General features: G+C 35.9%; 20 protein-coding genes and 2 riboswitches. Of the genes, 10 read left to right on the forward strand and 10 right to left on the reverse strand.

The genetic code is table 11. The features are described from left to right. The first annotated feature begins 4 nt into the window (after positions 1 to 4). The 4 genes from ACMZ42_RS11335 (at position 5) to ACMZ42_RS11350 (ending at position 4,726) form a co-directional block, all read left to right on the forward strand. A complete protein-coding gene (locus tag ACMZ42_RS11335) occupies positions 5 to 1,222 on the forward strand; it encodes an NRAMP family divalent metal transporter (RefSeq protein WP_415731613.1) in 1,218 nt (405 codons plus the stop codon). A gap of 68 nt (positions 1,223 to 1,290) precedes the next feature. Next, entirely contained in the window at positions 1,291 to 2,082 is a 792-nt protein-coding gene (locus tag ACMZ42_RS11340; RefSeq protein ID WP_415731614.1) for a putative hydro-lyase, read from the forward strand. A 599-nt stretch (positions 2,083 to 2,681) separates the two neighbouring features. After that, positions 2,682 to 4,121 (forward strand): PLP-dependent aminotransferase family protein, encoded by a 1,440-nt coding sequence (locus ACMZ42_RS11345; protein ID WP_370081301.1) that lies wholly within the window; start codon positions 2,682 to 2,684, stop codon positions 4,119 to 4,121. A 155-nt stretch (positions 4,122 to 4,276) separates the two neighbouring features. Continuing rightward, a complete protein-coding gene (locus ACMZ42_RS11350) occupies positions 4,277 to 4,726 on the forward strand; it encodes a YfmQ family protein (protein ID WP_415731528.1) in 450 nt (149 codons plus the stop codon). Positions 4,727 to 4,868: 142 nt separating this feature from the next. Here ACMZ42_RS11350 and ACMZ42_RS11355 read toward each other — a convergent pair whose 3' ends face one another. Continuing rightward, on the reverse strand, positions 4,869 to 5,996 hold the full coding sequence (locus ACMZ42_RS11355) for a DUF4261 domain-containing protein (protein ID WP_415731529.1): 1,128 nt from the start codon (positions 5,994 to 5,996) through the stop codon (positions 4,869 to 4,871). Positions 5,997 to 6,431: 435 nt separating this feature from the next. Between ACMZ42_RS11355 and ACMZ42_RS11360 the strand changes: the two genes are divergently transcribed. The 4 genes from ACMZ42_RS11360 to ACMZ42_RS11375 all read left to right on the forward strand — a co-directional run bounded on the left by ACMZ42_RS11360 (position 6,432) and on the right by ACMZ42_RS11375 (position 11,639). Continuing rightward, entirely contained in the window at positions 6,432 to 7,127 is a 696-nt protein-coding gene (locus ACMZ42_RS11360) for a FadR/GntR family transcriptional regulator (protein WP_370081295.1), read from the forward strand. Positions 7,128 to 7,509: 382 nt separating this feature from the next. After that, complete coding sequence (locus ACMZ42_RS11365; RefSeq protein WP_415731530.1) at positions 7,510 to 8,922, forward strand: FAD-binding oxidoreductase; 1,413 nt, start codon at positions 7,510 to 7,512, stop codon at positions 8,920 to 8,922. Further along, the gene (locus tag ACMZ42_RS11370) at positions 8,915 to 10,198 is read left to right on the forward strand and encodes a (Fe-S)-binding protein (RefSeq protein WP_415731531.1); all 1,284 of its coding nucleotides are present in this window, start codon (positions 8,915 to 8,917) and stop codon (positions 10,196 to 10,198) included. Before ACMZ42_RS11365 ends, ACMZ42_RS11370 begins: the two co-directional genes overlap by 8 nt. Positions 10,199 to 10,262: 64 nt before the next feature. Continuing rightward, a complete protein-coding gene (locus tag ACMZ42_RS11375) occupies positions 10,263 to 11,639 on the forward strand; it encodes an MFS transporter (RefSeq protein WP_415731532.1) in 1,377 nt (458 codons plus the stop codon). Between the two features lie 337 nt (positions 11,640 to 11,976). Here the strand turns inward: ACMZ42_RS11375 and ACMZ42_RS11380 are convergent, their stop codons facing one another. Genes ACMZ42_RS11380 through ACMZ42_RS11395 form a run of 4 tightly spaced genes read right to left on the reverse strand, consistent with a single transcriptional unit; the run spans position 11,977 to position 15,056 of the window. Beyond that, on the reverse strand, positions 11,977 to 12,522 hold the full coding sequence (locus tag ACMZ42_RS11380) for a DUF402 domain-containing protein (protein WP_415731533.1): 546 nt from the start codon (positions 12,520 to 12,522) through the stop codon (positions 11,977 to 11,979). Positions 12,523 to 12,537: 15 nt separating this feature from the next. Beyond that, entirely contained in the window at positions 12,538 to 13,392 is an 855-nt protein-coding gene (locus ACMZ42_RS11385) for an SDR family oxidoreductase (RefSeq protein ID WP_415731534.1), read from the reverse strand. After that, the gene (locus ACMZ42_RS11390) at positions 13,389 to 14,417 is read right to left on the reverse strand and encodes a polysaccharide biosynthesis protein (RefSeq protein WP_370081283.1); all 1,029 of its coding nucleotides are present in this window, start codon (positions 14,415 to 14,417) and stop codon (positions 13,389 to 13,391) included. Before ACMZ42_RS11390 ends, ACMZ42_RS11385 begins: the two co-directional genes overlap by 4 nt. 39 nt (positions 14,418 to 14,456) lie before the next feature. Next, positions 14,457 to 15,056 (reverse strand): glycosyltransferase family 2 protein, encoded by a 600-nt coding sequence (locus tag ACMZ42_RS11395; protein WP_415731535.1) that lies wholly within the window; start codon positions 15,054 to 15,056, stop codon positions 14,457 to 14,459. A gap of 289 nt (positions 15,057 to 15,345) precedes the next feature. Here ACMZ42_RS11395 and ACMZ42_RS11400 point away from each other — a divergent pair, with 289 nt between their 5' ends. Further along, positions 15,346 to 16,449 carry a glycosyltransferase family 4 protein gene (locus ACMZ42_RS11400; RefSeq protein ID WP_415731536.1) on the forward strand — a complete coding sequence of 368 codons (1,104 nt, stop codon included), beginning with the start codon at positions 15,346 to 15,348 and terminating at the stop codon, positions 16,447 to 16,449. Between the two features lie 308 nt (positions 16,450 to 16,757). Here ACMZ42_RS11400 and ACMZ42_RS11405 read toward each other — a convergent pair whose 3' ends face one another. The 5 genes from ACMZ42_RS11405 to ACMZ42_RS11425 form a co-directional block, all read right to left on the reverse strand. Continuing rightward, positions 16,758 to 20,255 carry a S8 family peptidase gene (locus ACMZ42_RS11405; protein WP_415731537.1) on the reverse strand — a complete coding sequence of 1,166 codons (3,498 nt, stop codon included), beginning with the start codon at positions 20,253 to 20,255 and terminating at the stop codon, positions 16,758 to 16,760. A gap of 260 nt (positions 20,256 to 20,515) precedes the next feature. Continuing rightward, positions 20,516 to 21,352: an energy-coupling factor ABC transporter ATP-binding protein gene (locus ACMZ42_RS11410; RefSeq protein WP_415731538.1), complete on the reverse strand. Its 837-nt coding sequence runs from the start codon at positions 21,350 to 21,352 to the stop codon at positions 20,516 to 20,518. Beyond that, positions 21,352 to 22,122: a cobalt ECF transporter T component CbiQ gene (gene cbiQ, locus ACMZ42_RS11415; RefSeq protein WP_415731539.1), complete on the reverse strand. Its 771-nt coding sequence runs from the start codon at positions 22,120 to 22,122 to the stop codon at positions 21,352 to 21,354. Before cbiQ ends, ACMZ42_RS11410 begins: the two co-directional genes overlap by 1 nt. A gap of 5 nt (positions 22,123 to 22,127) precedes the next feature. Then, on the reverse strand, positions 22,128 to 22,400 hold the full coding sequence (locus ACMZ42_RS11420) for an energy-coupling factor ABC transporter substrate-binding protein (RefSeq protein ID WP_370081271.1): 273 nt from the start codon (positions 22,398 to 22,400) through the stop codon (positions 22,128 to 22,130). Between the two features lies 1 nt (position 22,401). Beyond that, positions 22,402 to 23,148 carry an energy-coupling factor ABC transporter permease gene (locus ACMZ42_RS11425; protein WP_370081269.1) on the reverse strand — a complete coding sequence of 249 codons (747 nt, stop codon included), beginning with the start codon at positions 23,146 to 23,148 and terminating at the stop codon, positions 22,402 to 22,404. A gap of 138 nt (positions 23,149 to 23,286) precedes the next feature. Then, positions 23,287 to 23,472: riboswitch (cobalamin riboswitch) on the reverse strand. Positions 23,473 to 23,701: 229 nt separating this feature from the next. Continuing rightward, positions 23,702 to 23,884: riboswitch (cobalamin riboswitch) on the forward strand. 138 nt (positions 23,885 to 24,022) lie between these two features. Between ACMZ42_RS11425 and ACMZ42_RS11430 the strand changes: the two genes are divergently transcribed. Continuing rightward, positions 24,023 to 24,394 (forward strand): (2Fe-2S) ferredoxin domain-containing protein, encoded by a 372-nt coding sequence (locus tag ACMZ42_RS11430; protein WP_370081267.1) that lies wholly within the window; start codon positions 24,023 to 24,025, stop codon positions 24,392 to 24,394. Positions 24,395 to 24,398 lie beyond the last annotated feature (4 nt).

Consider the following 24,398-nt stretch of genomic DNA (forward strand, 5'->3'; position numbering starts at 1 on the left):
TGGGATCGAGCAAGAGAAAAAAGGTAAATTTGTTAAGAAAACAGCAAGTAAAAGTGTGTTAATAGGAGCAGCCTTTTTAATGGCTACCTCATCTATCGGACCAGGTTTTTTAACACAAACGACAGTATTTACACAGCAATTAGCGGCTAGTTTTGGATTTGTCATTTTAATTTCATTAATTCTAGATATTGTCGCACAGGTAAACGTTTGGCGAATCATTGCTGTTTCTGGCTTGCGAGGGCAAGAAATTGCCAATAAGGTGTTACCTGGATTAGGTGTTCTCCTTGCAATAATGATTGTTATAGGCGGTTTAGCATTCAATATTGGGAACGTTGCCGGAGCTGGATTAGGGTTAAATGCGATGCTTGGCGTAGACCCAATTATGGGTGCCATTGTAAGTGCACTTTTTGCTATTTTTATATTTATCTATAAAGAAGCAGGGAAGGCAATGGACAAGGTAGCGCAAATTGCTGGCGGTGTTATGATTCTACTCATGCTATTCGTTGCTTTTAAGACTTCACCACCTGTAGGAGAAGCGATTGTGAGCACCGTTTGGCCTAAAGAAATTAGCTGGTTTGCGATTGTAACTTTGGTTGGTGGATCAGTTGGAGGTTACATTACTTTTGCTGGTGGTCACCGCCTTTTGGACGCTGGCATCAAAGGACAAGAATCCTTACCAGAAGTAACAAAAAGCTCTGTGACAGGTATTTTGATTACTGGCGTAATGCGTATTGCTTTATTTTTAGCAGTTCTTGGTGTTGTTTCAAAAGGTTTAGTCATTGACCCTGCCAATCCACCTGCATCTGTTTTCCAACTAGCTGCGGGTAATATTGGTTATCGTATGTTTGGTATGATTATGTGGGCTGCAGCGATTACTTCTGTTGTAGGTGCAGCTTATACATCCGTTTCATTTATTCGTTCATTCCACCCTAACATAGAGAAATATCATAATTGGGTGATTATAGCATTTATCGTCATTTCAACAACAACTTTTGCCTTAGTTGGAAAGCCTGTTAATGTGTTAATTTTGGTAGGTGCATTAAATGCACTGATTTTACCATTATCACTTGGCATTATATTAGTTGCTGCACACAAAAAAGAAATTGTTGGTACATATAAGCATCCACGTTGGCTAACTGTAACTGGAGCAATTGTAGTTGTTCTTATGGGATATCTCAGCATCAATACATTTATTGAAGAAATTCCAAAAATTTTTAGTTAATCTAACAACCATCCATCCATGAGCATCTTTTCATGGATGGTTAATTTATAAGGGGTGAAGAATTGATGATGACAACATATAGTGCTTTAGAGCCGAATGAAATCCGTAAACTTATTCGCAATCAAGAAATTTCTGGACCAACTTCTGGCATGTCGATTGGGTTTACACAAGCAAATTTAGTGATTTTGAAGAAGGAGCATGCCTTTGACTTTCTACTATTTTGTCAGCGAAATCCAAAGCCATGCCCGTTATTAGACGTGACAGAACCTGGATCATTTATCCCTTCAAAAATTGCTAAAAATGCAGATATTCGCAAGGACATTCCGAAATATCGTATTTATCGGGATGGTATTTTAACTGAAGAAGTATTAGATATTACAGAGTATTGGGAAGAGGATATGGTAGGTTTTTTAATAGGATGTAGCTTTACATTTGAAACACCTCTTCTTGAAGCAGGTATTCCAATAAGACATATTCAAGAAAACTGTAATGTGCCAATGTATAAAACAAATATCGCTTGTGAAAAAGCAGGTGTGTTTGAAGGACCAACTGTTGTCAGTATGCGCCCTATGACACCAGAGGATGCGATTCGTGCAATCCAAATTACTTCGCGTTTTCCAAATGTACACGGTGCACCAATTCATATTGGTAGTCCAGAACAAATAGGTATTACGGATATTTCAAAACCAGATTTCGGTGATGCCGTGTCCATTAAGCCAGGGGAAATACCAGTATTTTGGGCTTGTGGCGTAACCCCTCAGGCAGTAGCAATGGAAAGTAAACCTTCTATTATAATTACCCATGCTCCGGGTCATATGCTAATCACTGATATAAAGGAAACAAGCTTGAGCATACTTTAAGGTATGTTCGAGGACATCTATTTATTTTTCTGCATAAGTAAGAGTCAAGAGATTGGGACAAAACCTATTTCTGAAATCTAAAAGCTGGAAGGACTTACTTGGGACACTACAAAAACAAACGAAAAAGTACCACGGTGTCGTTCGATTCATGGACCTTAAGGGTAAAGAAATCCTGTCGTGACAAAACGTGACTAGATTGCCGCATTACCCTGGGGACGTACAGTTTATAACGTTATACTTAGAGAAAAAATAAGCATTTTCGCTTATGATTCAATTTTACAGTACTCGGTCAATCGAGTTTCTGTATTAATGGATTGTGCGTGGAGGTGCTTTTTTCTTTGCCCTAAAAGAAGGGGATATTTGAAATTCAAATAGTACAACCGTTATTGCAAGTTAGAAAACATGAAGAAAAACGAGATGATTTAGCAGTTGAAAAAATGAGGATTGATTATTTAAGTGGATGGCTAAAATAAAAAGAAGTGGATGGTTCATTACAATTGAAATAATATTAATATATAATCTTTTACCAGGAATAACACTGATGAAAGAAGAAAGCAAGATTTTAAGTAAGTTTTAAGGAACTAATGAGGTGAGTATATTTGGATTGGAAACCTGATAGACAAGCGAAAAAAGCGATCTATAAACAACTCGCAGAATATATGGAAAAGGGAATTGCAGATGGTACATTTCCACCTGATAAACCATTGCCATCAGAGAGATATTTAGCTAGTGCTTTACATTTAAATAGAAGTACTGTCGTTAATGCATATGACGAATTAGAATCGATGGGGCTAATTGAAAGAAATAGAGGCAGTGGTACTACAATAAGTAAAGATATATGGGGTATGACAAAAAAAAGGATTCCTAGCTGGAATAGGTATATTGAGGCGGGTTCTTTTTTACCTAGTCAACCTGTAACGCAAAAAATAAGAAAAGAAGCTGTTGAACATAAATTAATAAATTTAGCTTCCGGTGAATTATCTGAAGAACTTTTCCCGAAAAGCTTTTTAAGCGAGATAACTTCAACACGTTCTTTTATTGGAAGCCTAGGATACGATCATCCACAGGGGAATGAAACCCTTAGAAATACCATTACTAAACACGTAAAAAAAAGTCGGGGAATCGAAACTAATCCTTCTTCAATACTTATAACATCAGGAGCGCAACAAGCATTACATTTAGTTGTACAATGTTTGTTAAAGCCTGGAGATGCAATAGCAATAGAAGATCCTTCTTACAATTATAATCTTCCAATTTTTAAATCGGTAGGTATACAAGTACATTATCTACCTGTCGATAAGGATGGAATGAACCCAGAAGATTTGCAGTTATTATATAAAAAGCACCGAATTAAAATGATTTTTTTAAATCCATATTTTCAAAATCCAACGGGCTCCTTATTGAATAATAAGAAAAAAGAAGCGATTTTAGACATATCCTCAAAGCTTGGGATTCCAGTAGTAGAAGATGATCCTTATAGTTTAACAGCTTTTTCAGGAGAAAAAATCTCTACCCTTAAATCAATGGATAGGAATGGAAACGTATTATACATTAGTTCTTTGTCCAAAATTGTTGCATCAGGATTAAGAATAGGGTGGATTATAGGCCCAACATCTGTGATTGAAAGATTATCCGATGCGAAACAACAAATCGACTTCGGTCATTCTAGCTATACTCAATGGATAGCGAATGATTTTTTAGAATCAGAAAATTTTCATATTCATATAAAAAGTTTAATTAAGGAATTAGAAAAAAGGAGAGATAAAATAATAAAAAGCCTTGATACTTATTTAAAAGATCTGGTGGAATATTCTATTCCTCAAGGTGGTATTCATATATGGTGTAAAATACTTAAAAATTATAATGAAACTCAATTGCTTGAAGAATCTATTAAAAGAGGTGTCATTTATGTTCCTGGTTCTACACTGGGATCCAAAGATGGTTTTGTTCGATTTACTTTCGCCAGGGAAGATGAAGATTCAATAGATGAAGGAATCAAAAGGTTTGCAGAAGCTCTTAATAGTTTAATAGCCAATTGAATGACTAAAAATGTGTTAGCTTATATATTTATCCCTAAGATAAATGGATGGTCAAAAAAGTATCAAATTGGATGGTTATAAAAAATATAAATCCCTTATCATTGAGAGGTGGATGATAAATCATCGATATAGCCTACTGAAAGAGTTGATATGATATGACATCGGGTTTGATTATTACACTAGTAATTGGATCTATTATTAAATTGTTAATGAGCCCTCCCAGTATAGCTGTGGCATGGGGAGTAAGAAAATTTGAACTGCATAAAAAACTTGATGTTAAAGATGTAACGGTAACATTTAACGGAAAGAATTTAGAAGAGGAAGAAAAAAATAGATTTACAGCCTATTTTAATAAAGCTTCCTTTTTAAAAAAATATTATATATTTCCAGGCAATGAACAATTATTTCTACAGCCAGAGACTAATGTTACTCCATTTGTCATCAACGTAAAAAGAGGCAAAAAAGAAGACGTTAATTTCTTTGTTTTTAGTTACGATAATCACGTTGATGTAGTCAAGAAGTGCAAGGAGAAGGTTGTTTCATATAGTATTAGTTCTGAATATCTACAAAATTTCTCCATTTTAACTACAAATGCAAACCATTGAAAAAAGTTTTCGAAAAATTAGGGGTTCAGTCACCTAGCATGAAAGATTGGCTGTATAAAAAAACCAGAATGGAGAAATCCATTCTGGTTAAAGTCTAACTTTTGAGGTTCACTACAACTTTACAGTGTCTTCTGGCATGAGACTAATATTTGATTTTGAGAGTATCCCCATCGACATAAACTCCCTCGGAACGGGAAATCTGCAGCTTTTGCTCTGCTGAGAAGCCGATCGTTTCTCCATCCCTTAAAGTAACATCCTCTTCTACAATATATCCGGAAATAGTAATCAAAAAATCACGCAGCTCGGCAGGAGATGCTTGACTGTCCAGGATTTCAATTTCATCCTTGCCAAAGGCTTTTAGCCCATAGGTATATCCATTTACCCCGGTTTCCGTTCCGACCAGGCCGAAATAAACCAGATTCAGTAAAGGAAACATGTCGTCATTCTTCATGACTTCTGCCATATCCTGAAAAAGTTCAGGCTGGAATACTGTGCCAGATGTATAGATCCCTATTGCGTTAGGAAGCTTTAGACAACTTGCCGCCAGTTTGGTGTATAGCATGCCGCTGTCCAGCGGGGAGCCGGAACGAGTAAATACAGCCAGGATGATTTGAGCAACATGCGTTTGAGTAACCTCCACGGCTTCTTTCCACATGTAGTTTCCCTGTGCATAATACTCTGCCTCACCATCTGGTACGGGAGCATCGACAAAACTAACCGCTAACATGCAGTCGTCCACTTCAAAGACCAGGGTTCCTTCGTTTGTTTCTTCGGCGTTTTCCTCATCCTCTACTGACGAGCAGGAGAGGTTCCAATCATTCAAAAGGTTGGCTTTTATCTGATCAATATCACATTCTGCAGAGTTAAGCAGAACGAATCCGTTAAAAATACCAGATCCACTGTCTTGTGTTTCCGTCTCGTCCTCCATGGATTGGGTAGCTTCATATGCTGCAGCCTGCTGCATCCAGTATTCTCGGATTAATTCTACCATTTTTACAGCTTCTTGCTCTGCAGTCGCAGGGTCATAAGGTTGCATCTCGCTGAATATATGGCCACAATGCTCAGTGTAAGAAGGGTCCTCATAGCCTCCGCATACACCAAGGAGCCATTTTCCAAGCATTGTTTTTTTATACTTGAATATATAGTAGTGCATATCATGTAAATCAAACTCTCCCGCAATTTCTATTTTACTAGGTTGTTTCCCGAGTTCTCGTTCATCTGCTAGCCAATCAATCATAGATTGCATCGCTGCTTGTTGTTGAGCTGTCATTAATTTCTCTCCTTTACAAATGTATGATTCTACCATTGTACTACCAACTTTTAGGGAATTGAATAATAAATCAAGAATTTTACCTCTGATGGCAGATCACTTCTAGGCGAAAACAAAACATTATATTTTCCTTCAAATCTTTATCCTCATCAAGCAATTCACCATTTCCAAACCCATCCCATTAATTTCGACAAAATGTGAATGGGGGCTACCGTTTAAAAGCCGCTCTGACCTTTTTTCAAAAACTGAAAAGTGTATTGTTTATAAAATTAAGATAGATGTAAAAAAAGGAATTCGATACTTTTGACAAACGATTAAAGTTATTATGCAAAGAAAATTTATGAAAAATATAGAAAATTAAGAAATTAACTTGTATACTTGTATTATAAGTCGACAACTTGAGGGTAAAGATATATTAGAAAGTGGGTTTTATAAATGATGATTGAACGTAAAAGTATTTCAAATCAGGTTTTAGAAGAAATATTAGAAATGATAAAAAATGATGAATTATCAGTTGGGTCTTTAATGCCAAGTGAACATGATTTAGTTACGCATTTTGGTGTTAGTAGGGCACCTATTCGAGAAGCTTTAAAAGTTCTCGAAGTGTCGGGTATTATTTCCAGTAAACAGGGTGGAAGAAGTCGTATTAATTCGATCAATTTATCAGATATGTTAGCGCCAATTCGCTTTGAAGTCATTTCTTTAGAGGAAATTCTTGATTTATTAGAGTTTCGTATACATATTGAGTCGAGTGCAGCAAGTTTGGCAGCTGAACGCCGTACAGAAGAAGAATTGGAAGCTTTAAAAGAAGCAGTTCAACAATTTGAAGAGGTCTATAAATGTGATTATGATACAGGGCAACAAATTGATTTTGCTTTTCATAAATTAATTATGCAAGCATCGCACAATCAATTTTTTATAGATACACAAAATAATCTCTCGGAACTTTATATAAAGGCGTTACAATTTTCTTTATCAAAAAATTTGGGGTTAGAAAAGAAGCGTAATGAAGTACTAGAAGAGCATAGAAAAATTGTAGAAGCGATTGAGAGAAAAGATGCACGTGCGGCAAGTAGTGCGATGATTTTACATTTAACAAATGCACGAAATAAATTGGAATCCTTGAAATAACACAGTATTGAATGTTAGTTAGAAACCCAATAGCATGCAAAGGTTATTTTTGAAGTCCTTCAAGGCTTTCACGATGTAATCAATTTCTTTATTTACAAGGAGTCAACCGGATGCTGTGATCTTCTGAAGAAAATTCGCAAGCAAGTCACTCTTTTGTTGTATTAACAATTAGGAAAGATGTTTCTTAGTGGAAACTAAAAAATTTTTAAAAAATGATTCTCTTTTTTGATTTCTGAAAAAACAGATTTCGATTAGGTGAACCATTAAAATAACAGCGAAAAAGCAAATCGGTGACTATTTACTATTAGAAATATAAAGAATTCGCAGTTTTCAGGCTTAATCGAAAAGAACTCTTATTATTAATTAAAGAAAGAGGGATTGTATGGAGCTACAAAAAGTAGAAAGTGAAATTAGAAAAATTATTTCAGACACAGAACGAGTTATGAGAGATCCAGCAGATTTAGTGAGTTATTCGTATGATGCCTCTTTTGGTTCGTATATGCCTGATATTGCCGTACAAGCTATAACAACTGAAGAAGTAGTAAATATTATGAAAATAGCTAATCACTATAAAGTGCCAGTGTATCCGAGAGGGCAGTCAACGAGTTTGAGTGGCGGACCTTTACCTGTACAAGGCGGTATTGTTTTAGATTGTTCTCAATGGACATCGAAATTAGAAGTTTTTCCAGAGGATATGCTTGTGGTAGTTTCACCAGGTGTTACAGCGAAGCAAATTAATGATGCCGCACTCAAACATGGCTTAATTTATCCACCAGATCCAAGTAGTATGAATATTGCTACGATTGGTGGTAATCTAGCAGAAAATTCAGGGGGACCTAAAGGGTTGAAATATGGAGTGACGAAAGACTATGTAGTAGGTCTAGAAGTCGTGACGCCTGAGGGAGATATAATGCGTACAGGTGGAAAAACTATTAAAAATGTAACCGGTTACGATGTGACGAATTTGATTGTTGGTTCAGAAGGTACACTTGCTGTCATAACAGAAGCAACGCTACGACTTTATCCGAAACCACAGGCTACAGTTACATTAATGGCTTTATTTGATAATTTGATAGATTCCGGCCACAGTATTTCTAATATTTTAAGTGCAGGTATTATACCTGCTAAATTAGAAATTATGGATCAAGCGTCTATTCAAGCTGTTGAAGAATATCAACCGACAGGTCTACCGATAGATGTAGAGGCAATGATTTTAATTGAACTAGATGGGCATCCGGTAGCAATTGAACAAGAAATTGAAGTTGTTAGAAATGTATGTACAAAGTATAACGCTCGAAAAGTAGAAATTGCTAAAACAGAAGAGAAAGCTCTAGCTTTATGGAAAGCACGTAAGCTAGTGTCACCAGCAATTGTTCGTAATAAACCGACAAAAATTTCAGAAGATGCAACTGTTCCGAGAAGTAAAATTCCAGAGATGTTTTCACGATTAAAAGAAATTCGTCAAAAATACGATGTTGAGCTAGTTATTTTCGGTCATGCAGGTGATGGAAATTTACATCCAAATATTATTGCAGATGCAAATGATTTGGAGGAAATGAAACGAGTGGAAAAAGCTGTAACAGAAATTTTTGAAGCAGCAATTGAACTTGGTGGAACACTTTCAGGTGAGCATGGAATAGGCACATTAAAGGCACCATTTTTAGAAATGGAACTAGGTGAGGTAGGGGTAGATATGATGAAACGAATTAAACAAGCATGGGATCCAAATAATATTTTAAATCCAGGAAAGATTTTTGCTGAAAAAGGGCAGCAATTTTCGTTAACAAATGATTAAACAAGAACTTGCTTATAAAGAAACGCTTAGCTGTGTACAATGCGGCTATTGTCTACCTGCTTGCCCAACCTATATTACTTTTAAAAAGGAGAAACACTCACCACGTGGCCGTATTAATTTAGTGAAAATGGCTGCTGAAGGAAAAATTTCTTATGAAGATATGGAGCAAGGTATTGAGCTTTGTCTTGGATGTAGAGCTTGTGAAACTGCCTGTCCTTCAAACGTTCCTTATGGCACGATTTTAGAATCGGCTGTTGCGAGTTTAGCGACTTATAATAAAGAAAGAATGAAAAAACGTCACAAACTTATTAAGTATATGTTGTTTGAACATACAATTCCAAATAAAAAAGTACTAAATATTGGTGAAGTAGGGTTAAGTCTTTATCAAAAAACAGGGGTGCAAAAAGTAGTCCGTAAATCAAATATATTAAATGTATTCCCAGAAAAAATGAAAGCGTTTGAAAACATACTACCAGAAGTAGACCGTCACAAAAGGCAATCATTTTATGCATCAAAGCAAATAAAAAAGTTTAATGTAGGATTTTTTACAGGTTGTGTAATGGATACGATGTTCAAAAAAATTAATACGTTAAGTATTAAATTATTGCAAGTGGCTCACTGTAATGTAAGTGTAGTTCCAAAGCAAGGCTGTTGTGGAGCATTACATAATCATAGCGGAGAACATGATTTAACAATAAAGTTAGCGAAGCATAATATTGAAATTTTTGAAAAACATCAATTTGATTATATTGTTAATAGTATTGGTGGTTGTGGAGCAATGCTCATTGAATATGATGTTTTATTTAAAAATGATAGTAAGTGGGCCGAACGTGCAAAAGCCTTTGCTGAAAAAGTTGTTGATATAAGTGTCCTTTTAAATCAAGTAGATTTGCCATTTAAAAAATCTATTTCACAGCTCGTCACATATCAGCCTTCTTGTCATATGACAAATGTTCAAAAATGTGTAGCACCGCCTGTTAATTTAATTCAGAAAATTCCGGGTATTTCATATGTACCATTACTAGAAAAAGATATGTGCTGTGGCTCAGCTGGAATTTATAATTTTATAAATTATGAAGCTTCAATGAAAATTTTAGATGAAAAGATGCTTCATGTAAAAAATACACTACATCAAGAAAAAGCATGGATTATTACATCAAATCCGGGGTGTCATTTGCAAATGAAACTTGGTATTGATCGTGAAAAAATGGATGAAAGTGTTGAAGTATATCATCTTGTAGAAGTTTTAGCTGATGCATGTGATATCCATATATAATTGGTATTTTGCTTCTCACAAAGGGGCTTAAATATAGAAAATAGTTAAATGGGGGATATAGTTTATGAAAAATAATTTACCGCAAGTTGACGAGCGTAAATTAATGAGAAAAGTATCTATACGTATTTTGCCATTCTTGATTTTATGTTACATATTAGCGTACTTAGATCGTGCAAATATAGGCTATGCTGCATTAGAAATGAATGCAGATTTAGGTTTAACAAGCCAGGTTTTCGGTTTAGCAACAGGGATTTTCTTCATTGGATATTTTGTGTTTGAAATTCCAAGTAATATTTTAATGGAGAAGTTTGGCGCACGTATTTGGATTGCGCGTATTTTGATTACATGGGGTATCATTTCAGGTTGTACGGCTTTTGCACAAAATGAAATGCAACTATATATTATTCGATTCCTACTAGGGGTTGCAGAAGCAGGATTTTTCCCAGGTATTATTTTGTATTTAACATATTGGTTCAGAGGTAAGGAACAAGCATCTGCAATTGCTATTTTCTCAATGGCCATTCCAGTTTCATATATTATAGGAGCACCGTTATCAACTCTTATAATGGATAATTTCAATTTCTTAGGTTTTGAAGGATGGCGTTGGATGTTTATTTTAGAGGCATTTCCAGCTATTCTTTGTGGATTTATTGCATTTAAATTATTAACAGATAAGCCAGTGGATGCAAAATGGTTAAATGATGATGAAAAGCTTTGGTTAACGAAGACAATTGAAAATGAAAAAACTGTAAAGCAGAGTAAAGCTGTAAAACAAGATGGTCATTTTGCAGCATTTAAAAATGGGCGTGTATGGTATTTATCAATTATTTACTTTGTTTATTTGACAGGAAGTTTAGGTGTAGGTTATTGGATGCCACAAATTATTAAAGGATTTTCAGATGACTTATCGAATACACAAGTTGGATTTATTGCTATGGTGCCTTATATCGTAGCGACAATTGTGATGATTTTATGGTCACGTAACTCAGATCGCACGAAAGAAAGAAAGTTCCACTCGGCATTCCCTTTATTTGTAGCTGCTATTACGTTAGCGGGTGCAGGGGTATTTAATGCACATCCTGTTTTATCTATGATATTGATTACATTTGCTTTAACAGGGATGTATAGTTTCAAAGGACCATTCTGGACGTATCCACAGTTGTTGTTGGCGCCGTCATTACTTGCGGTAAGTATTGCAATGATTAACTCATTTGGTAACTTAGGTGGTTTTGTTGGGCCATATATGATGGGGTATTTAAAAGATACATTTAATACAACAACTGTCGGATTATATTTCTTAAGTACATTATTATTAATTAGTTCTATAATGATATTCTTCTTAAAAGACGTTGAGAAAAAAGAGGATATTAAAAAAGTAAAAGAAACAGAAAAAGCAAATAAAGAAAATGTAAAAGAAGATAGTGCTAATATTTTCATATAAATAACTCTTTATCACACATTAGCAATAAAAAGCTTGTCGCGAATAATCTTTTTCGACAAGCCTTTATTTAATTTACGTTTAGCTTACAGTGAATTATGTTCTATAATATGCTCTCTATAAGGTACAATCATCTATAACTTATACTGACTGAAATGTGTCGAATGATTTGGGGTCTAATGCCACCATAAATCTTTGTAAGACCATAATCAAATACTCATATTAACATCAGCATCTCCATGTACGATAGACGTATCAATTAAAGGAGGTGCTTTTCTTAAGAAAAGAAACCACATATGTCTTTACGACAGAACTAGTCTAAGCTCTTGAAAAATATGATTTATGAAATTGATTCATTTATTAAAAAATCTTTATGATTTTTAGAAAGGTTAACCAACTTAAATTCACCTTTGCATAAATCTCTTTTTATGCTGTTTAGCTCGTTCCAAGCTAAATCATAAAGAGATTTATCAATGATGCCATTCAAATAAGCTTCTTCTAATTCATCAGCATCTTTTTCAATCACTTCTCCCGATGGTAACAAGATAAGATCTAAAAATAGATCATCCATATAAGGTACATTTTCTTCTATTGAATTTTTATGGCAAATATCGATATACCATTGAATTATTTCTCCGTTAGCATCAAACATGGTTGTTACAGAATGGTTTTTTTTATGAGGAAATTGTTGTAACCATAAATAGCAGTTATCAACAATACATAGCTTTTTCTCTCCATAATTCACGAATAAAGGTTCAGTAACTCGGGTTGTTTTTAATAATGTTATAAAACCCTTAAAATCTCTAGTATCAAGATATGACTGACTGTACTTTCTTTCTATAACTCGTCGCCATTCTGCACGGTCTCCGTACTTTCTTTTTAGCATACTGAACCTCCAAACTCATTGAAAATAATGAGGATACAAATCTTTATGCTGCCACATCCAGTTTTTCATCTCAAGTATCATTTCTTCATAGCTAGGTACAGTAAATGAAAAATCTTTTCGTGTATTAATTAGTGTTTTATCAATGTTTACGAGCTGATCTGGTCGAATGATTACTTTATTTTCCTTGAAATGCTTATTGAATAATTGCAGTAGATCAAACTTTGAAATACTGCTATTGTTGACGAGGTGGTAGAGGCCTGTTGTCCCTTCAATTGCTGCACGTTCAATGGCTTTTGCTAATGTTAGGGTAGTAACTCCCGTCCATATTGCGCCAGTATAGCCGTTAATAGTATCTTGCTGCTTCATAAACCAATGAAAGAGGCCAATGCCAGCTTCTTTCATATCAGGGCCGATGATAGAGTTACGAAACGTCAGGTGTGGAGTGTTTTCAATTTCCCCTAAGCCCTTCGTACGATCATAAAAGGTTTCTCCGTCGAGAAGGCTTTTTTCATGATAGGGTGCTGCTTTTCCTGAGAATACACAATCCGTACTCAAATGAATAAGCTTTGTTTTCTTGTTTTTTAATAAAGATACGATGGCATGAGGCAAATAACTATTGAGATATATGCTATTCTCACGGTCGGTTTCACAGGCATCATTTAAAACTCCGATACAATTGACTACAACATCGTAGTCGTGGTCTAGTAATAGTGACCTTAAAAAATTTGTATCTAAAATATCTCCCGTAATATTATTTCCGTATGAAAAGGCTGTTCGTGAATAGGTAGTTACATCATGCCCTTGAGAGCACAAATAGAGTGAAATCGTGTGGCCAGCCATTCCAGTAGCTCCAAGAACTAAAAATTTCAAGGTTTTCCTCCCATCCAATTATGTAATTCTTCTTGAACAAGAGGGAGCTTTAATAATTTTTCTTTGATTTCAGCGACGGACAGTATTTTCGTATTAGTAGAGTTGTATTCATCGGTTAACGTAATTTTAGGAGAGCCCTCATCAAGATATTTCCCGTAATTTAAATCCCGATTATCTGCAGGGATTCTATAAAAATTCCCCATATCGATGGCCTTTGCAGCTTCTTCCTTTGTTAATAACACTTCATAAATCTTTTCACCATGCCGTGTTCCGATAATTTGTATCTTATTTTGAGCCTGAAATATTTCTAGTAAAGCTTGTGCTAAATCCTCAATATAAGCAGCTGGTGATTTTTGAACCATAATGTCCCCGTTACCAGCGTGTGAGAAGGCGTATAAAACTAGTTCTACTGCCTCGTCAAGACTCATCATAAAGCGTGTCATTTTTGGATCTGTAATAGTTAAAGGCTTGCCAGCTTTAATTTGTTCGATAAATAAAGGGATAACAGAGCCTCGAGAGGCCATCACATTGCCGTATCGTGTACCGCAAATCAATGTTTGATCTGGATGAACCATTCTTGACTTAGCAATAAACGTTTTTTCCATCATGGCCTTTGATATTCCCATTGCATTTACTGGATAAGCAGCCTTATCAGTAGATAGGCAAATAATTTTTTTTACACCTGTTTGAATAGCAGCAGTTAAAACATTATCGGTACCGAGGATGTTCGTCTTAACTGCTTCTAGTGGGAAAAATTCGCAAGAGGGGACTTGCTTAAGAGCGGCAGCATGAAAAACAAAATCGACATCATACATCGCATTGTAAATGCTTTGGATGTCACGTACATCACCGATAAAAAATTTAATTTTCGGATGTTGATAGAGTTTACGCATATCATCTTGCTTTTTTTCATCTCTTGAAAAGATGCGTATTTCTTTAATGTCTGTATTCAAAAATCTCCTTAATACAGCATTACCAAAAGAGCCTGTGCCCCCTGTTATGAGAAGAACTTTATCTTTAAACATTGTATTGTTTCACACCTCTTACATGCATGGAGTACCAATTTATTTTAATCCTCTTCGATGTAAATCATATTCAGAATTCTCCCTCGGGAAGTTATACCAATATGCCAATTCATTTGTATATTTGCTCGTCGGGTTTTTATCCATTAAGGCACAGTTAAAATCCCAATCCCCAGCAATATCTTTTCTTATGGTAAAGGTTGCATCACCTAAAAAACTTCTTCGAATAATTTTAAATTGTCCAGGTAAAGTGTATCGATTAGATTCATCTTTTATAAATGCATAGCCAGCCTTTGTTAGCATGTTGTAGTAGTAAATATCAAACTGACCATCTACTTGGGCTAAGACGTTTCGTATAGCGGGTAAATAGTGATCATCACTATCAATGATAGCTATATAATCACCTGTAGCTTCTGCGATACATCGATTATAGGCTACACTAGCACCTAAATTAGTTGGATGGATAATTATTTTTAAGGCAGGACAGTTTTTTTGATAGTCCTTTAATAGGGCTACAGTATTGTCGGTTGAGCCGTCATCGCAGACGATAATTTCATAGGCATATTCTTTCGGGATACTTTCCAACATGGTCAATATCCACTCTTCACTATTATAGGCAGGTGATAAAAAGCTAATATTCATGAAAAACCTCGATTCTTTTATAGTTAGTTGAAATAGGTGTAAGTAGGAGTTTTATAAAGTCTAATGCTGTTTACTTTGATTGACATAAAGGATTCTTTATTACAATATGCGTTGCAAGAGCTGTTCTATAGGCAATTGTTTATATTCGTTGTTATTTAAAAGAGAGAAAGCATATTGAAAATAAGGTGATTTTACTAGTGTATTCACGGTGCTTATACTATTCTTTTCACGTTATTAAACGAGAAATCATAATTTAATGAAAGCATTTCATTTTAATAAGGGGGATGTTATGTCAAAAAAGATAGCCTTCATATGTAGCGTGGAATCGTATAAGCTTTCCGACGCACATATTTTCAAAGATTTGTGCCTTGTTCCGATTTTGTTAGGTGAATATTTAGGCTATGATGTTAGTATTTTGACGACGGAAATGAATGAGGCATTATTGAAGCAAAATTTTCCTACTGTTACTTTTCAACATATTCCGTTTGGGGATGACTATGTTGCGAATATGAATACCTATTTAATAGAGCATGCGAAGGACATCGATATTGCATTTGCAATAGGGCCGTATCCATCGTATTTATCGATATTAAAAACCTATAAAAAATATAATCCGAACGGAAAAATTTATATGAAACTAGATGTTAATCGGTTTTGGTTAAATCGATTGAAAACCTATCCTTATTTTACGGAGTTACTCCAGCTTTGTGATGTGCTGTCCTCTGAATGTGAATCCATTCAAAACTCTATTCATGAATTTTCGAATTTAGATATTAAACGTATTCCTAATGGCTTTTATGAGCTGTTTCAAACGGAGCCTGTTTCATTTAACGAGAAAGAAAATAGAATATTAACGGTTGGCCGTTTAGATGCTCCTGAAAAACAAATTCTTTTAGCAGTCAAAGCATTTTTAGCAGCACAACTTTCAGATTGGGAATTTCGGTTAGTAGGTCCAATGTCAGAGGCGTTTAGACAGGAGCTGTTGAACGTGCTTGATGGAAACCCATTTGCAGCAAAGGTCACTATTTTGGGACCGATTTATGATAAGGTGCAATTGGAGGAGGAGTATAGAAAGGCTAAAATTTTTTGCCTTACCTCTTTAGTGGAATGCTATGCTCATGTTTTTGCTGAGGCCGTAAAGAATGGTTGTTATATCGTTACGACTGATGTAGATGGGGCTGCGGATATTACTTATAATCAACGCTACGGGTCAATTCATCCGACACATGATTGGCAAAGTGTTGGACGGACATTGCAGCAAGTTACGAATCAAGAAGTTTTATTGGCTGATACATGCGAACACCTCCAAGCATTCGCAAGAGCGGAGTTAAATTGGAGAAATATTGTGCAAAAAGTGGCTGAATATTTAGGGGAAAAGCCAAGTTTAAATTAGGTAGAATAAGAGGAAGGGTAGAGTCATTATTATAAGGTGATTGGCCTGAAGACAGGGCACCTCCTTGGAGATTTTAGAGCCAGTAGGGGAACAAGGTTAAAAGCATCCTAAGCCTTCTTGATGAACGGAAATAAAATCTTCGTTATGGTGAATAAAACATAAATGTATAAAAAAATCCCCTAGATTTTCCATTGTCTAGGGGATAATCTTTCATTTTTTTGAAAACTTAAATCGTGCAGCTATTACACTACCTTCAACTGAAAAGTCTATTCTTCTACAAAGTTCGTTTTTCAGCCCAAGGGTATATCTTATTTTATTTCAAGTGTATACGGTTGAGTACTAGCTTTGCCGTAGTATTCACTTACTTCAATATAGTAAGTGCCTTTATCTAGTTCGACTGTACCTACTTCAGCATCTCCAGCTCCGTAAAGATCTAAAGTTTCTACTGTTTTTCCTTTTGCATCAATAATTCGGATGACGCCATCTAGTGCTTTTTCTGTTTGAAGAGAGAAGGACACATTGCGTTTGCTGTCGTTATTAAATTCAAAATAGTCCTTATCACCAAATGGAACACCAGCATTTAGATATTGAGTGGCTACCCATTTATCATCTTTTTTCGAAAGTGCAGTTGGTTTTGTCGGTATACCGTTAACTAACTTAGAATCTGCATCTTCATCTGGTTTTTTATGATCAAACAAAGTTAAAGTATATGGCTGGATTGATACTTGTCCAACATTGCTTCCGTTAAGAACAATAAAATAACCGTGATCTTTTTTTGCTTTAAAGGAAGTATTTACATCTGTTGTTCCTCCAAGACCGAGTAACATTTGAAGGAGGTCTTCACCTTGTCCAAATGGAATTTGTGTTGCCATTTCTTCTGGATCGATTTCCATGTTACCATTTGTATCTTCAATAATGACGCCTGAAAACTTTAAGTCATTTTGAAGTTCTTTAGGTAATTGATTTAGTTGTTCTTTTGTAAATGGTACAGAAGAAATAAGAAGACTCATGACTTCATCGTTACCTTTTTGTTTGTAGTAGTAGAAATCAGTATCATCTTGATAAATGAGATGATCTTTGTAAGTGATACCAGGTTGAATCGTGTTAGCAGCTCCTGGTGAATTATTATTTCTATTATCGTCTTCTGGAATTGCTGCCATTTTACTAGTTTTAAGTGTATATGGTTCAGCAGAACGGTCACCAAGATTCATAACTTTTACAACATATGTTTTGTCCTTTTCCAATGCAATTGCCTTAGCATCGTTTGGATCACTTGTTTGTCCTAGAAGTAGCCCGAGTAGTCCCATATCATTCGTTAATGAAGTAACTGGATTTAATTCATTTGTTTTCTCATCGTATTCAAATATAGTACCAGCTGGTGATTGGTTCATACCTTTTTGAATTTGGAAACCATATACGGCATCTTCTTTAGCAGTAAATGCGAAGTAATCTTCATCATCTTCTGTTTGGAAGTATGCTTTTTGATCTTTGCTGATATCAAAGCGAATTGCTTGGTCCATGATTTGGTCAACGTTTTCTGGTTTTTCCATAGCATATGGATTCATGAATATATTCATGAAATCATTTTGTTGCTTACGTTTTTTTGTTTTATATTGAGTTAAAGGTAAAAGACTCTCTTGTACGTTGTCTTCTAGCATCATCGCATTTAATTGAAGGCCATCTTCATCTTTAGGATAAGTAACTACTTCACCTTTTAATGTGTAAGGGATGATTGATTCACTAACAGTTTGCTCAGTATCAATACCGCCGCTAAAGAACATATCAAGTGAAAAATTACTACCGGTTTCATTAGATACGCTTATTACATACTCTTCCTCAGGTATAGCATCGACAACTAAGTTTACTCCATCGCCTTTATCCGCGCCGTAAGTTGCTCGAATTGGATAGGCCTCATTTAATCCTTCAACATCGTCTTCCTCTGTCGGAACATTAACTAAGTCTTCTTTTAGAAAAAGCTCCATGGATGCAGTAACACCTGGAATCCCAGTTAAATCAAATTTCAGTGTCGTTGGTTCATTCACTGAAAATGTAAAATAATCTTTGTCACCTAGATGATCTTCAGAAAGTAGGGTATAGTTTTTCCCGGCTGTACTGAATGGGAATTTTTCAATCTTCTCCATATGTTCCATATCTAATGCATCAATTGGTAATTTTTTAGTCGTTTGAGCCGTGAAGACGTAGTTAGAATCACCCTTTGAGCTATAGCTGCCATTTTGATCTTTAACTCCAATAAGAAGGGTTCCTTTTTGATCTGCATTATATAGGTATCCTTCTTGCTTGCCTACGCGAACATCATTGACGTTAATTGGTTCTACTTCTTCTTTTTGACCTTCAGGGTAGAAGTATAAATCAAATGCATAATCGTATTTGTTTGCACCTTTTAATGTCAGTTGAGCATACTCATTTGCGTCTAGATCAACCTTGTACCATTTCTTTTCGTCCGGTAACTTGAATTCTCCTTTTTCGGTATTTAAGGTATCTTTTTTAAGAACTTTTGCGTTTTTCAAGCGCTCTTCTTTTGTTTCAGAATACTGTTTTGGTAGATTGTTAATATTAAACTGTAATGCTTTCACAGGATCTACTAGGCCATGTCCATATGTAAGATCATAGCCCTTGTCACCTAAATCCTTTGCGGTCATTTCGAGAATAGCTTCTATTTCATAAGGCTTTAAATCTGGATATTTTGATTTTAGTAGGGATGCCACACCTGCAACCACGGGAGATGCCATCGACGTTCCACTAATTTTTGCAAATGATGAGCCTTTTTTCTCATCATAAACTGTACTGTATATATCTTCACCTGGAGCTACAAGGTCAACTGATGGACCATAGTTTGAATAGCTTGATAGTTTGTTTCTTTCATTCGTAGATCCTACACTAATAACGCCTTCGAATGAAGCAGGGAAGGAGTATTCATCTGTCGATTCATTACCAGCAGCTGCTACAACGGTAATGCCTTTATCAATCGCTTTTTGAACAGCTTCCTTCACTAATGGAGATTCTCCATAGCCGCCAAGGCTCATATTGATAACATCTGCGTCTTGCTCAATCGCGTAAAGGATTCCTTGTGCTATGAAGTAATCGGTAGTACCTTCCTTTCCGTTAAATACATCAATTGGAAGAATCTTAGCGTTTGGATTAATCCCATGGCCTCCAATCCCATTATCTTTTGCTGCACCAACAATTCCAGCCACATGTGTTCCGTGGTCGTTTGGATAAGGATTATTGGCAGGGGCTGCTGCATTATATGGCGGTAACACTTGAGATTTTAAATCTGGATGCTTAAAATCCACACCACCATCGATAACGGCTACTTTTACATCATTGTTGCCAGCTAATTCTAGTGCTTTATCAATTTGAAGAAGGTTCAAATGATACATATCCTGTTTCTTTGGATCTACCTCTGTACCGAAGGAATAATACATATAGCTTGGGGATACATTTTTAACCCCTTTTTGCTTCGCATAAAATGAAACTGCTTTTTCTAAATCTGTTCCTTTGTTTAGTTGGATAACATCGTATCCTAATGAAGGAATAGAGCGGATCACTTTTGCGCCAATTTTTTTGTGTGCATTCTTATCAAGACCGGAATGTTTGACGATAATAGTATCCTGACTAATCCATTCTTTTTGATTCTTAGATGATTGTTCCTTATTGCTAGCTATTTTCACTAACTCTTGGTTCTTTGCTGTTTTTTGTGGTGCTTCAGCAAAGGCAGAAGTAGCAGGAACCATTAGTGCTGCGGATGCAACTAAAGCTACTGATTTTTTCTTCCAGTTTTTCAACTGTATTCCCTCCTTGGGTGTTCCAAATATTTGTGACATCTATACTATTACGAATGAACGATAGAAAAGTTTCGTAATAAGTATATATTTTTCCAAAAGTACCATTCTATATTTTACCACGTTCCTCGTTATAAAAATATGTAGAAGGGAAGTCAAAAATCCTCAAAGGACCATAGGGTACATCCTACTCGATTTGTGCGTTTGGAGTAGTAGCGTGGATTCTACTACAATTGAAAAGTACCAAATATGGACAAATTATCTTAAAGCCGCTCAATAAGTCTGTGTAAATCTTTCTTCGAACGAGGCATTTTCATGTTTTTCTCAAATAACTTTTTCTTTTGTAAGGCAACGGCCATTTCAAAGACCCATGGGCGTTCAAGATGGGCTCTTTCAAGCAAATCCTCTTGGAAGAACATTGCAACTGGATCCCCATTGTAAATAATTCTCCCAGCTTCCATCACGATGATTTGATCAGCCCATTCATAAGCTAAGGGGATATCATGCGTTGCCAATAATATTGTTCGTTCCCCGTTTTCTAACATAGCTAAATACTGTAAAACTTGTGCACTATAATAATTATCTAGTCCAGCTGTCGGTTCATCTAATAATAAAACGGAAGGTTCCATTGCAAGTACGCCTGCCATTGCGACACGTTTTTTCTGACCAACACTTAAAAAATGGATCGGTTTATCTAGCAATGCTTCGACTTCGGTTTGAGCGACAGCCCACGCAATTTTTTCTTCAATTTTTACAGTTGTCCAGCCAAGATTCAAAGGACCAAATGCAATATCTTGCTTAACTGTGCCGGAAAAAAGTTGGTTGTCTGCATCCTGAAAAACAATGCCAACCTGTTGGCGTAATTCTTTTAATGCTTTTCTACTATAGTTCAGTTCATTGCCACAAAAGGAGATACTTCCAGCGGTAGGCTTCAAAATACCATTTAAATGCTGAAATAACGTTGATTTCCCGGCTCCATTATGACCAAGTAAAGCGATTTTTTTCCCCTTTGGAATTTGAAGTGAAATATCTGTTAAGGCATGAGTTCCATCTGCATAAGCGTAGGATAAATGTGTTAAATCAAAGTATAAATCTGTCATCAGAAAAAACCTCCATAAATGATGAGGAGTATAAAAATAGCAGCAATACCTACCCAATTTTTCGTGTTATAGGGAACATCATCTTGCCAATAGACCGTTTCGCCACCACGTGCTTCCATCGCATTGTTTAGCTCACGACTGCGTTGAAACATCTCGACAAATAAAGCTGCAATTAGCATTGATACCGAACGAAGCCACTGCATAGGGGAGCTGTATCCCAGACGAGCCTGTTGGGCAAGATGAATTTTTTGCATACTATCTATAAAGATAAAAATAAAACGATACGTTAGCTCTACTAACTCTACAAATAGAGTTGGGAGTCGCCATTGTCGTAAGACGTAACAAATAGATTGGACTGATGTTGTGAGAATTAAAAAATACAAACAGCTAATGCTGCCAAGGACGATGAAAAAAAGCTGCTGCGCTGTTACTAGGCTTGCACTGCCGACAAAAATTGTCCAATTATGAAGTGAAAATGACCAAATGTTTGAAGGAAGCCTGTTTGTTGCAGGAGCGATAGAAATTAAAATGGATACTAAACTTGATAGTAAAAAAAATCCAGGTAGCAACAATAACTTTGCGTAATATTTAGTAGGGATTTTTGCGCCTAAAATGATAAAAGCACTCATCACAATAAATGTAATGAGTGAAATTCGTTCATCTCTCATGATAAGCGACAATAAAAGCAGTCCAAGGGATAACGTCATTTTTTCTAGCGGATGAACAGACGCTAGTTTATTCAAATAAGCATACTTATCAATGAGTAACATCGCGTTTAACCTTCTTTATGTTTGCCGCGCATTAAGCCGATGAAATACCCGATGAAACCAGCACCGATAGCAGCTTGTAGTGCGAATAATAAGCTTTCAATTTCACCACTCGGTGGTTCCCATAAGCTTTCAAACCATGGCTCGTAGCTAGCATCTATTTCACTAATCGCTGCTTCCGCTTCGCCATCAGCCCCTTCGAATTCAGCACCTTTTTGAATAAACAGGGGAACGATTGCTAACAACACAACAATGGCGATGAGCAGTAAGTTTTTTTTCATTTTAGTGAGCCTCCTTTGCAGAGAACACACGTAGAGCTTTTAGTTCACTCACATTGTATTTTTTCAGAAAGTTCATAACGATCACTGTTAAAATTCCTTCACTAACAGCAAGAGGAATTTGTGTTAAAGCAAAAATACCAGCAAATTTAGTGAATGAAGCCATAAAGCCTCCGACCTCAGAAGGGAAGGCAAGAGCTAATTGGACAGAAGTGACAATATATGTACCTAAGTCACCAAGCATTGCTGCTAAAAAGACAGCAATGGAAAAGGATAGTCCCAATTTTTGTGAGCCCTTAAATACATAGTAGGCGATAATAGGACCCATAATTGCCATAGAAAAAGTGTTTGCCCCTAATGTTGTAAGCCCACCATGCGCTAACAGTAAAGATTGGAATAATAATACGATTGTCCCGATAACACTCATCGCTAATGGTCCAAAAAGAACTGTTCCAAGCCCAACACCTGTAGGATGCGAGCAACTTCCTGTTACAGAAGGGATTTTTAAGGCAGAAAGTACAAAGGCAAAGGCACCCGAAAGCCCTAATATCATTTTTGTTTCAGGATTTTCATCAATGGTTTTACGAATAGAACGTAATCCTAAAATAATAAATGGAATCGAAATGACCCACCAAAAAATCGCCCATTCGATTGGCAAAAAGCCCTCCATTATATGCATCGCAAATGCACGATTTGGTACGAATAAAAATGCCAATAAAAAATAACTAAGCTTCCAACCTGAAAATTTCAAAAATCACTCCTCCTTACATTAAAATTTTTAGAAAAAGTATGCGAAAAAAAGCACTTCTCCGATAGTGGAAAAGTGCATAGCTAAAAAAGCAAATAAAATTCTAATCTGCTAAGCCGCACACCCATCCTCGTAGGTTGAAACGATCACATATTTTTCGGCAGGTCTCCTGGCTTTAGTTCAACGTTTTATAGGCCTTCCCATCCTTTGGACAGTGACATTATCTATAAAACTCCCTAATACAGTGGCGGGACCGCGCCGGACTTAAACCGGCTTCCCTTTTAAGCGAAATGCTGAACATTTCACACCGAAAAAAAGATGAAGTTGTGAGATTTCACGACAAAGTGTAACACGAATTTCCATATATATGCTATCCCTTTTGTGAAAAAATTTTAAATTGGGTGTCTATGTCGAAAATTTAGATAAATAGAAAATGGATGTCGCATTTTTCTATGGAATTTTAAAAAAATTGTCACAAATTAAGAAAGAAATATTGAAATTTTAAAAAAATAAGCTATGATAGAAACAGTTTTCAATTACAAAAAAACCATATAATTCATATAAAACATCCATAAGTGCTTGAATATTCAAGATAATAGGGAAATCGGTGAAAGTCCGATACAGCCCCCGCTACTGTAATAGCTGATGAAATCGCGGATGCCACTAGTGAAAACTTAGGAAGGCGCGAAAGTAAAAGGAAGCTTAAGTCAGGAAACCTGCTTATGTGATGATGCAAGCAAACTTTTCGGAGGGAGAAGTTGAAGCGAAAGCGAGTACCAGTATATATTCGTTTTTATTTGGCTTCTACTAAACCTTTACTCTTCGTCTAGAGTAAAGGTTTTTCTTTTTCCTAAAAGCAAATGAGGGGAGAACGACTATGACAACTTGGAATTTAGAGGGGATGAAAACACATCTTTTTATTTGCAATGGTAGTAGCTGTATGAAAAAAGATGCTGAGGACATTACACAGGCAATTCGTGATGAAATACAGTTACTGGAGCTTGATAAGGAAATACATACAACAAGGACCCGCTGTAATGGCAGGTGTAAGGATGCTTGTGTTGTCATTGCATATCCTCAGGGCAATTGGTACCGAGTGCCAACGAAGGAGCATGCGAGAGTGCTTGTACAAGATTTAAATCATGAAGCGTTACATAATGAGCATGTTTTTACATTGCGTGAAGGTTCGTTGCAGCGTACAGCACAAACAACAGCCATTAAAGGTATTGAAAAGGTGAAAGAGGGGTAACAAA

Origin of the sequence: Lysinibacillus sp. NPDC056185 (assembly GCF_047737915.1) — a bacterium.
GTDB lineage: Bacteria > Bacillota > Bacilli > Bacillales_A > Planococcaceae > Lysinibacillus.

Coding starts and splice junctions, on each gene's coding strand:
- ACMZ42_RS11395 (WP_415731535.1), bottom strand. CDS start 15,056: ATGAATATTAGCTTTTTATCACCTGCCTATAATAGTGAAGAGTGGATA.
- ACMZ42_RS11430 (WP_370081267.1), top strand. CDS start 24,023: ATGACAACTTGGAATTTAGAGGGGATGAAAACACATCTTTTTATTTGC.
- ACMZ42_RS11380 (WP_415731533.1), bottom strand. CDS start 12,522: ATGCTAAAAAGAAAGTACGGAGACCGTGCAGAATGGCGACGAGTTATA.
- ACMZ42_RS11370 (WP_415731531.1), top strand. CDS start 8,915: ATGATTAAACAAGAACTTGCTTATAAAGAAACGCTTAGCTGTGTACAA.
- cbiQ (WP_415731539.1), bottom strand. CDS start 22,122: ATGTTACTCATTGATAAGTATGCTTATTTGAATAAACTAGCGTCTGTT.
- ACMZ42_RS11365 (WP_415731530.1), top strand. CDS start 7,510: ATGGAGCTACAAAAAGTAGAAAGTGAAATTAGAAAAATTATTTCAGAC.
- ACMZ42_RS11340 (WP_415731614.1), top strand. CDS start 1,291: ATGACAACATATAGTGCTTTAGAGCCGAATGAAATCCGTAAACTTATT.
- ACMZ42_RS11400 (WP_415731536.1), top strand. CDS start 15,346: ATGTCAAAAAAGATAGCCTTCATATGTAGCGTGGAATCGTATAAGCTT.
- ACMZ42_RS11360 (WP_370081295.1), top strand. CDS start 6,432: ATGATGATTGAACGTAAAAGTATTTCAAATCAGGTTTTAGAAGAAATA.
- ACMZ42_RS11420 (WP_370081271.1), bottom strand. CDS start 22,400: ATGAAAAAAAACTTACTGCTCATCGCCATTGTTGTGTTGTTAGCAATC.
- ACMZ42_RS11390 (WP_370081283.1), bottom strand. CDS start 14,417: ATGTTTAAAGATAAAGTTCTTCTCATAACAGGGGGCACAGGCTCTTTT.
- ACMZ42_RS11375 (WP_415731532.1), top strand. CDS start 10,263: ATGAAAAATAATTTACCGCAAGTTGACGAGCGTAAATTAATGAGAAAA.
- ACMZ42_RS11410 (WP_415731538.1), bottom strand. CDS start 21,352: ATGACAGATTTATACTTTGATTTAACACATTTATCCTACGCTTATGCA.
- ACMZ42_RS11355 (WP_415731529.1), bottom strand. CDS start 5,996: ATGACAGCTCAACAACAAGCAGCGATGCAATCTATGATTGATTGGCTA.
- ACMZ42_RS11350 (WP_415731528.1), top strand. CDS start 4,277: ATGACATCGGGTTTGATTATTACACTAGTAATTGGATCTATTATTAAA.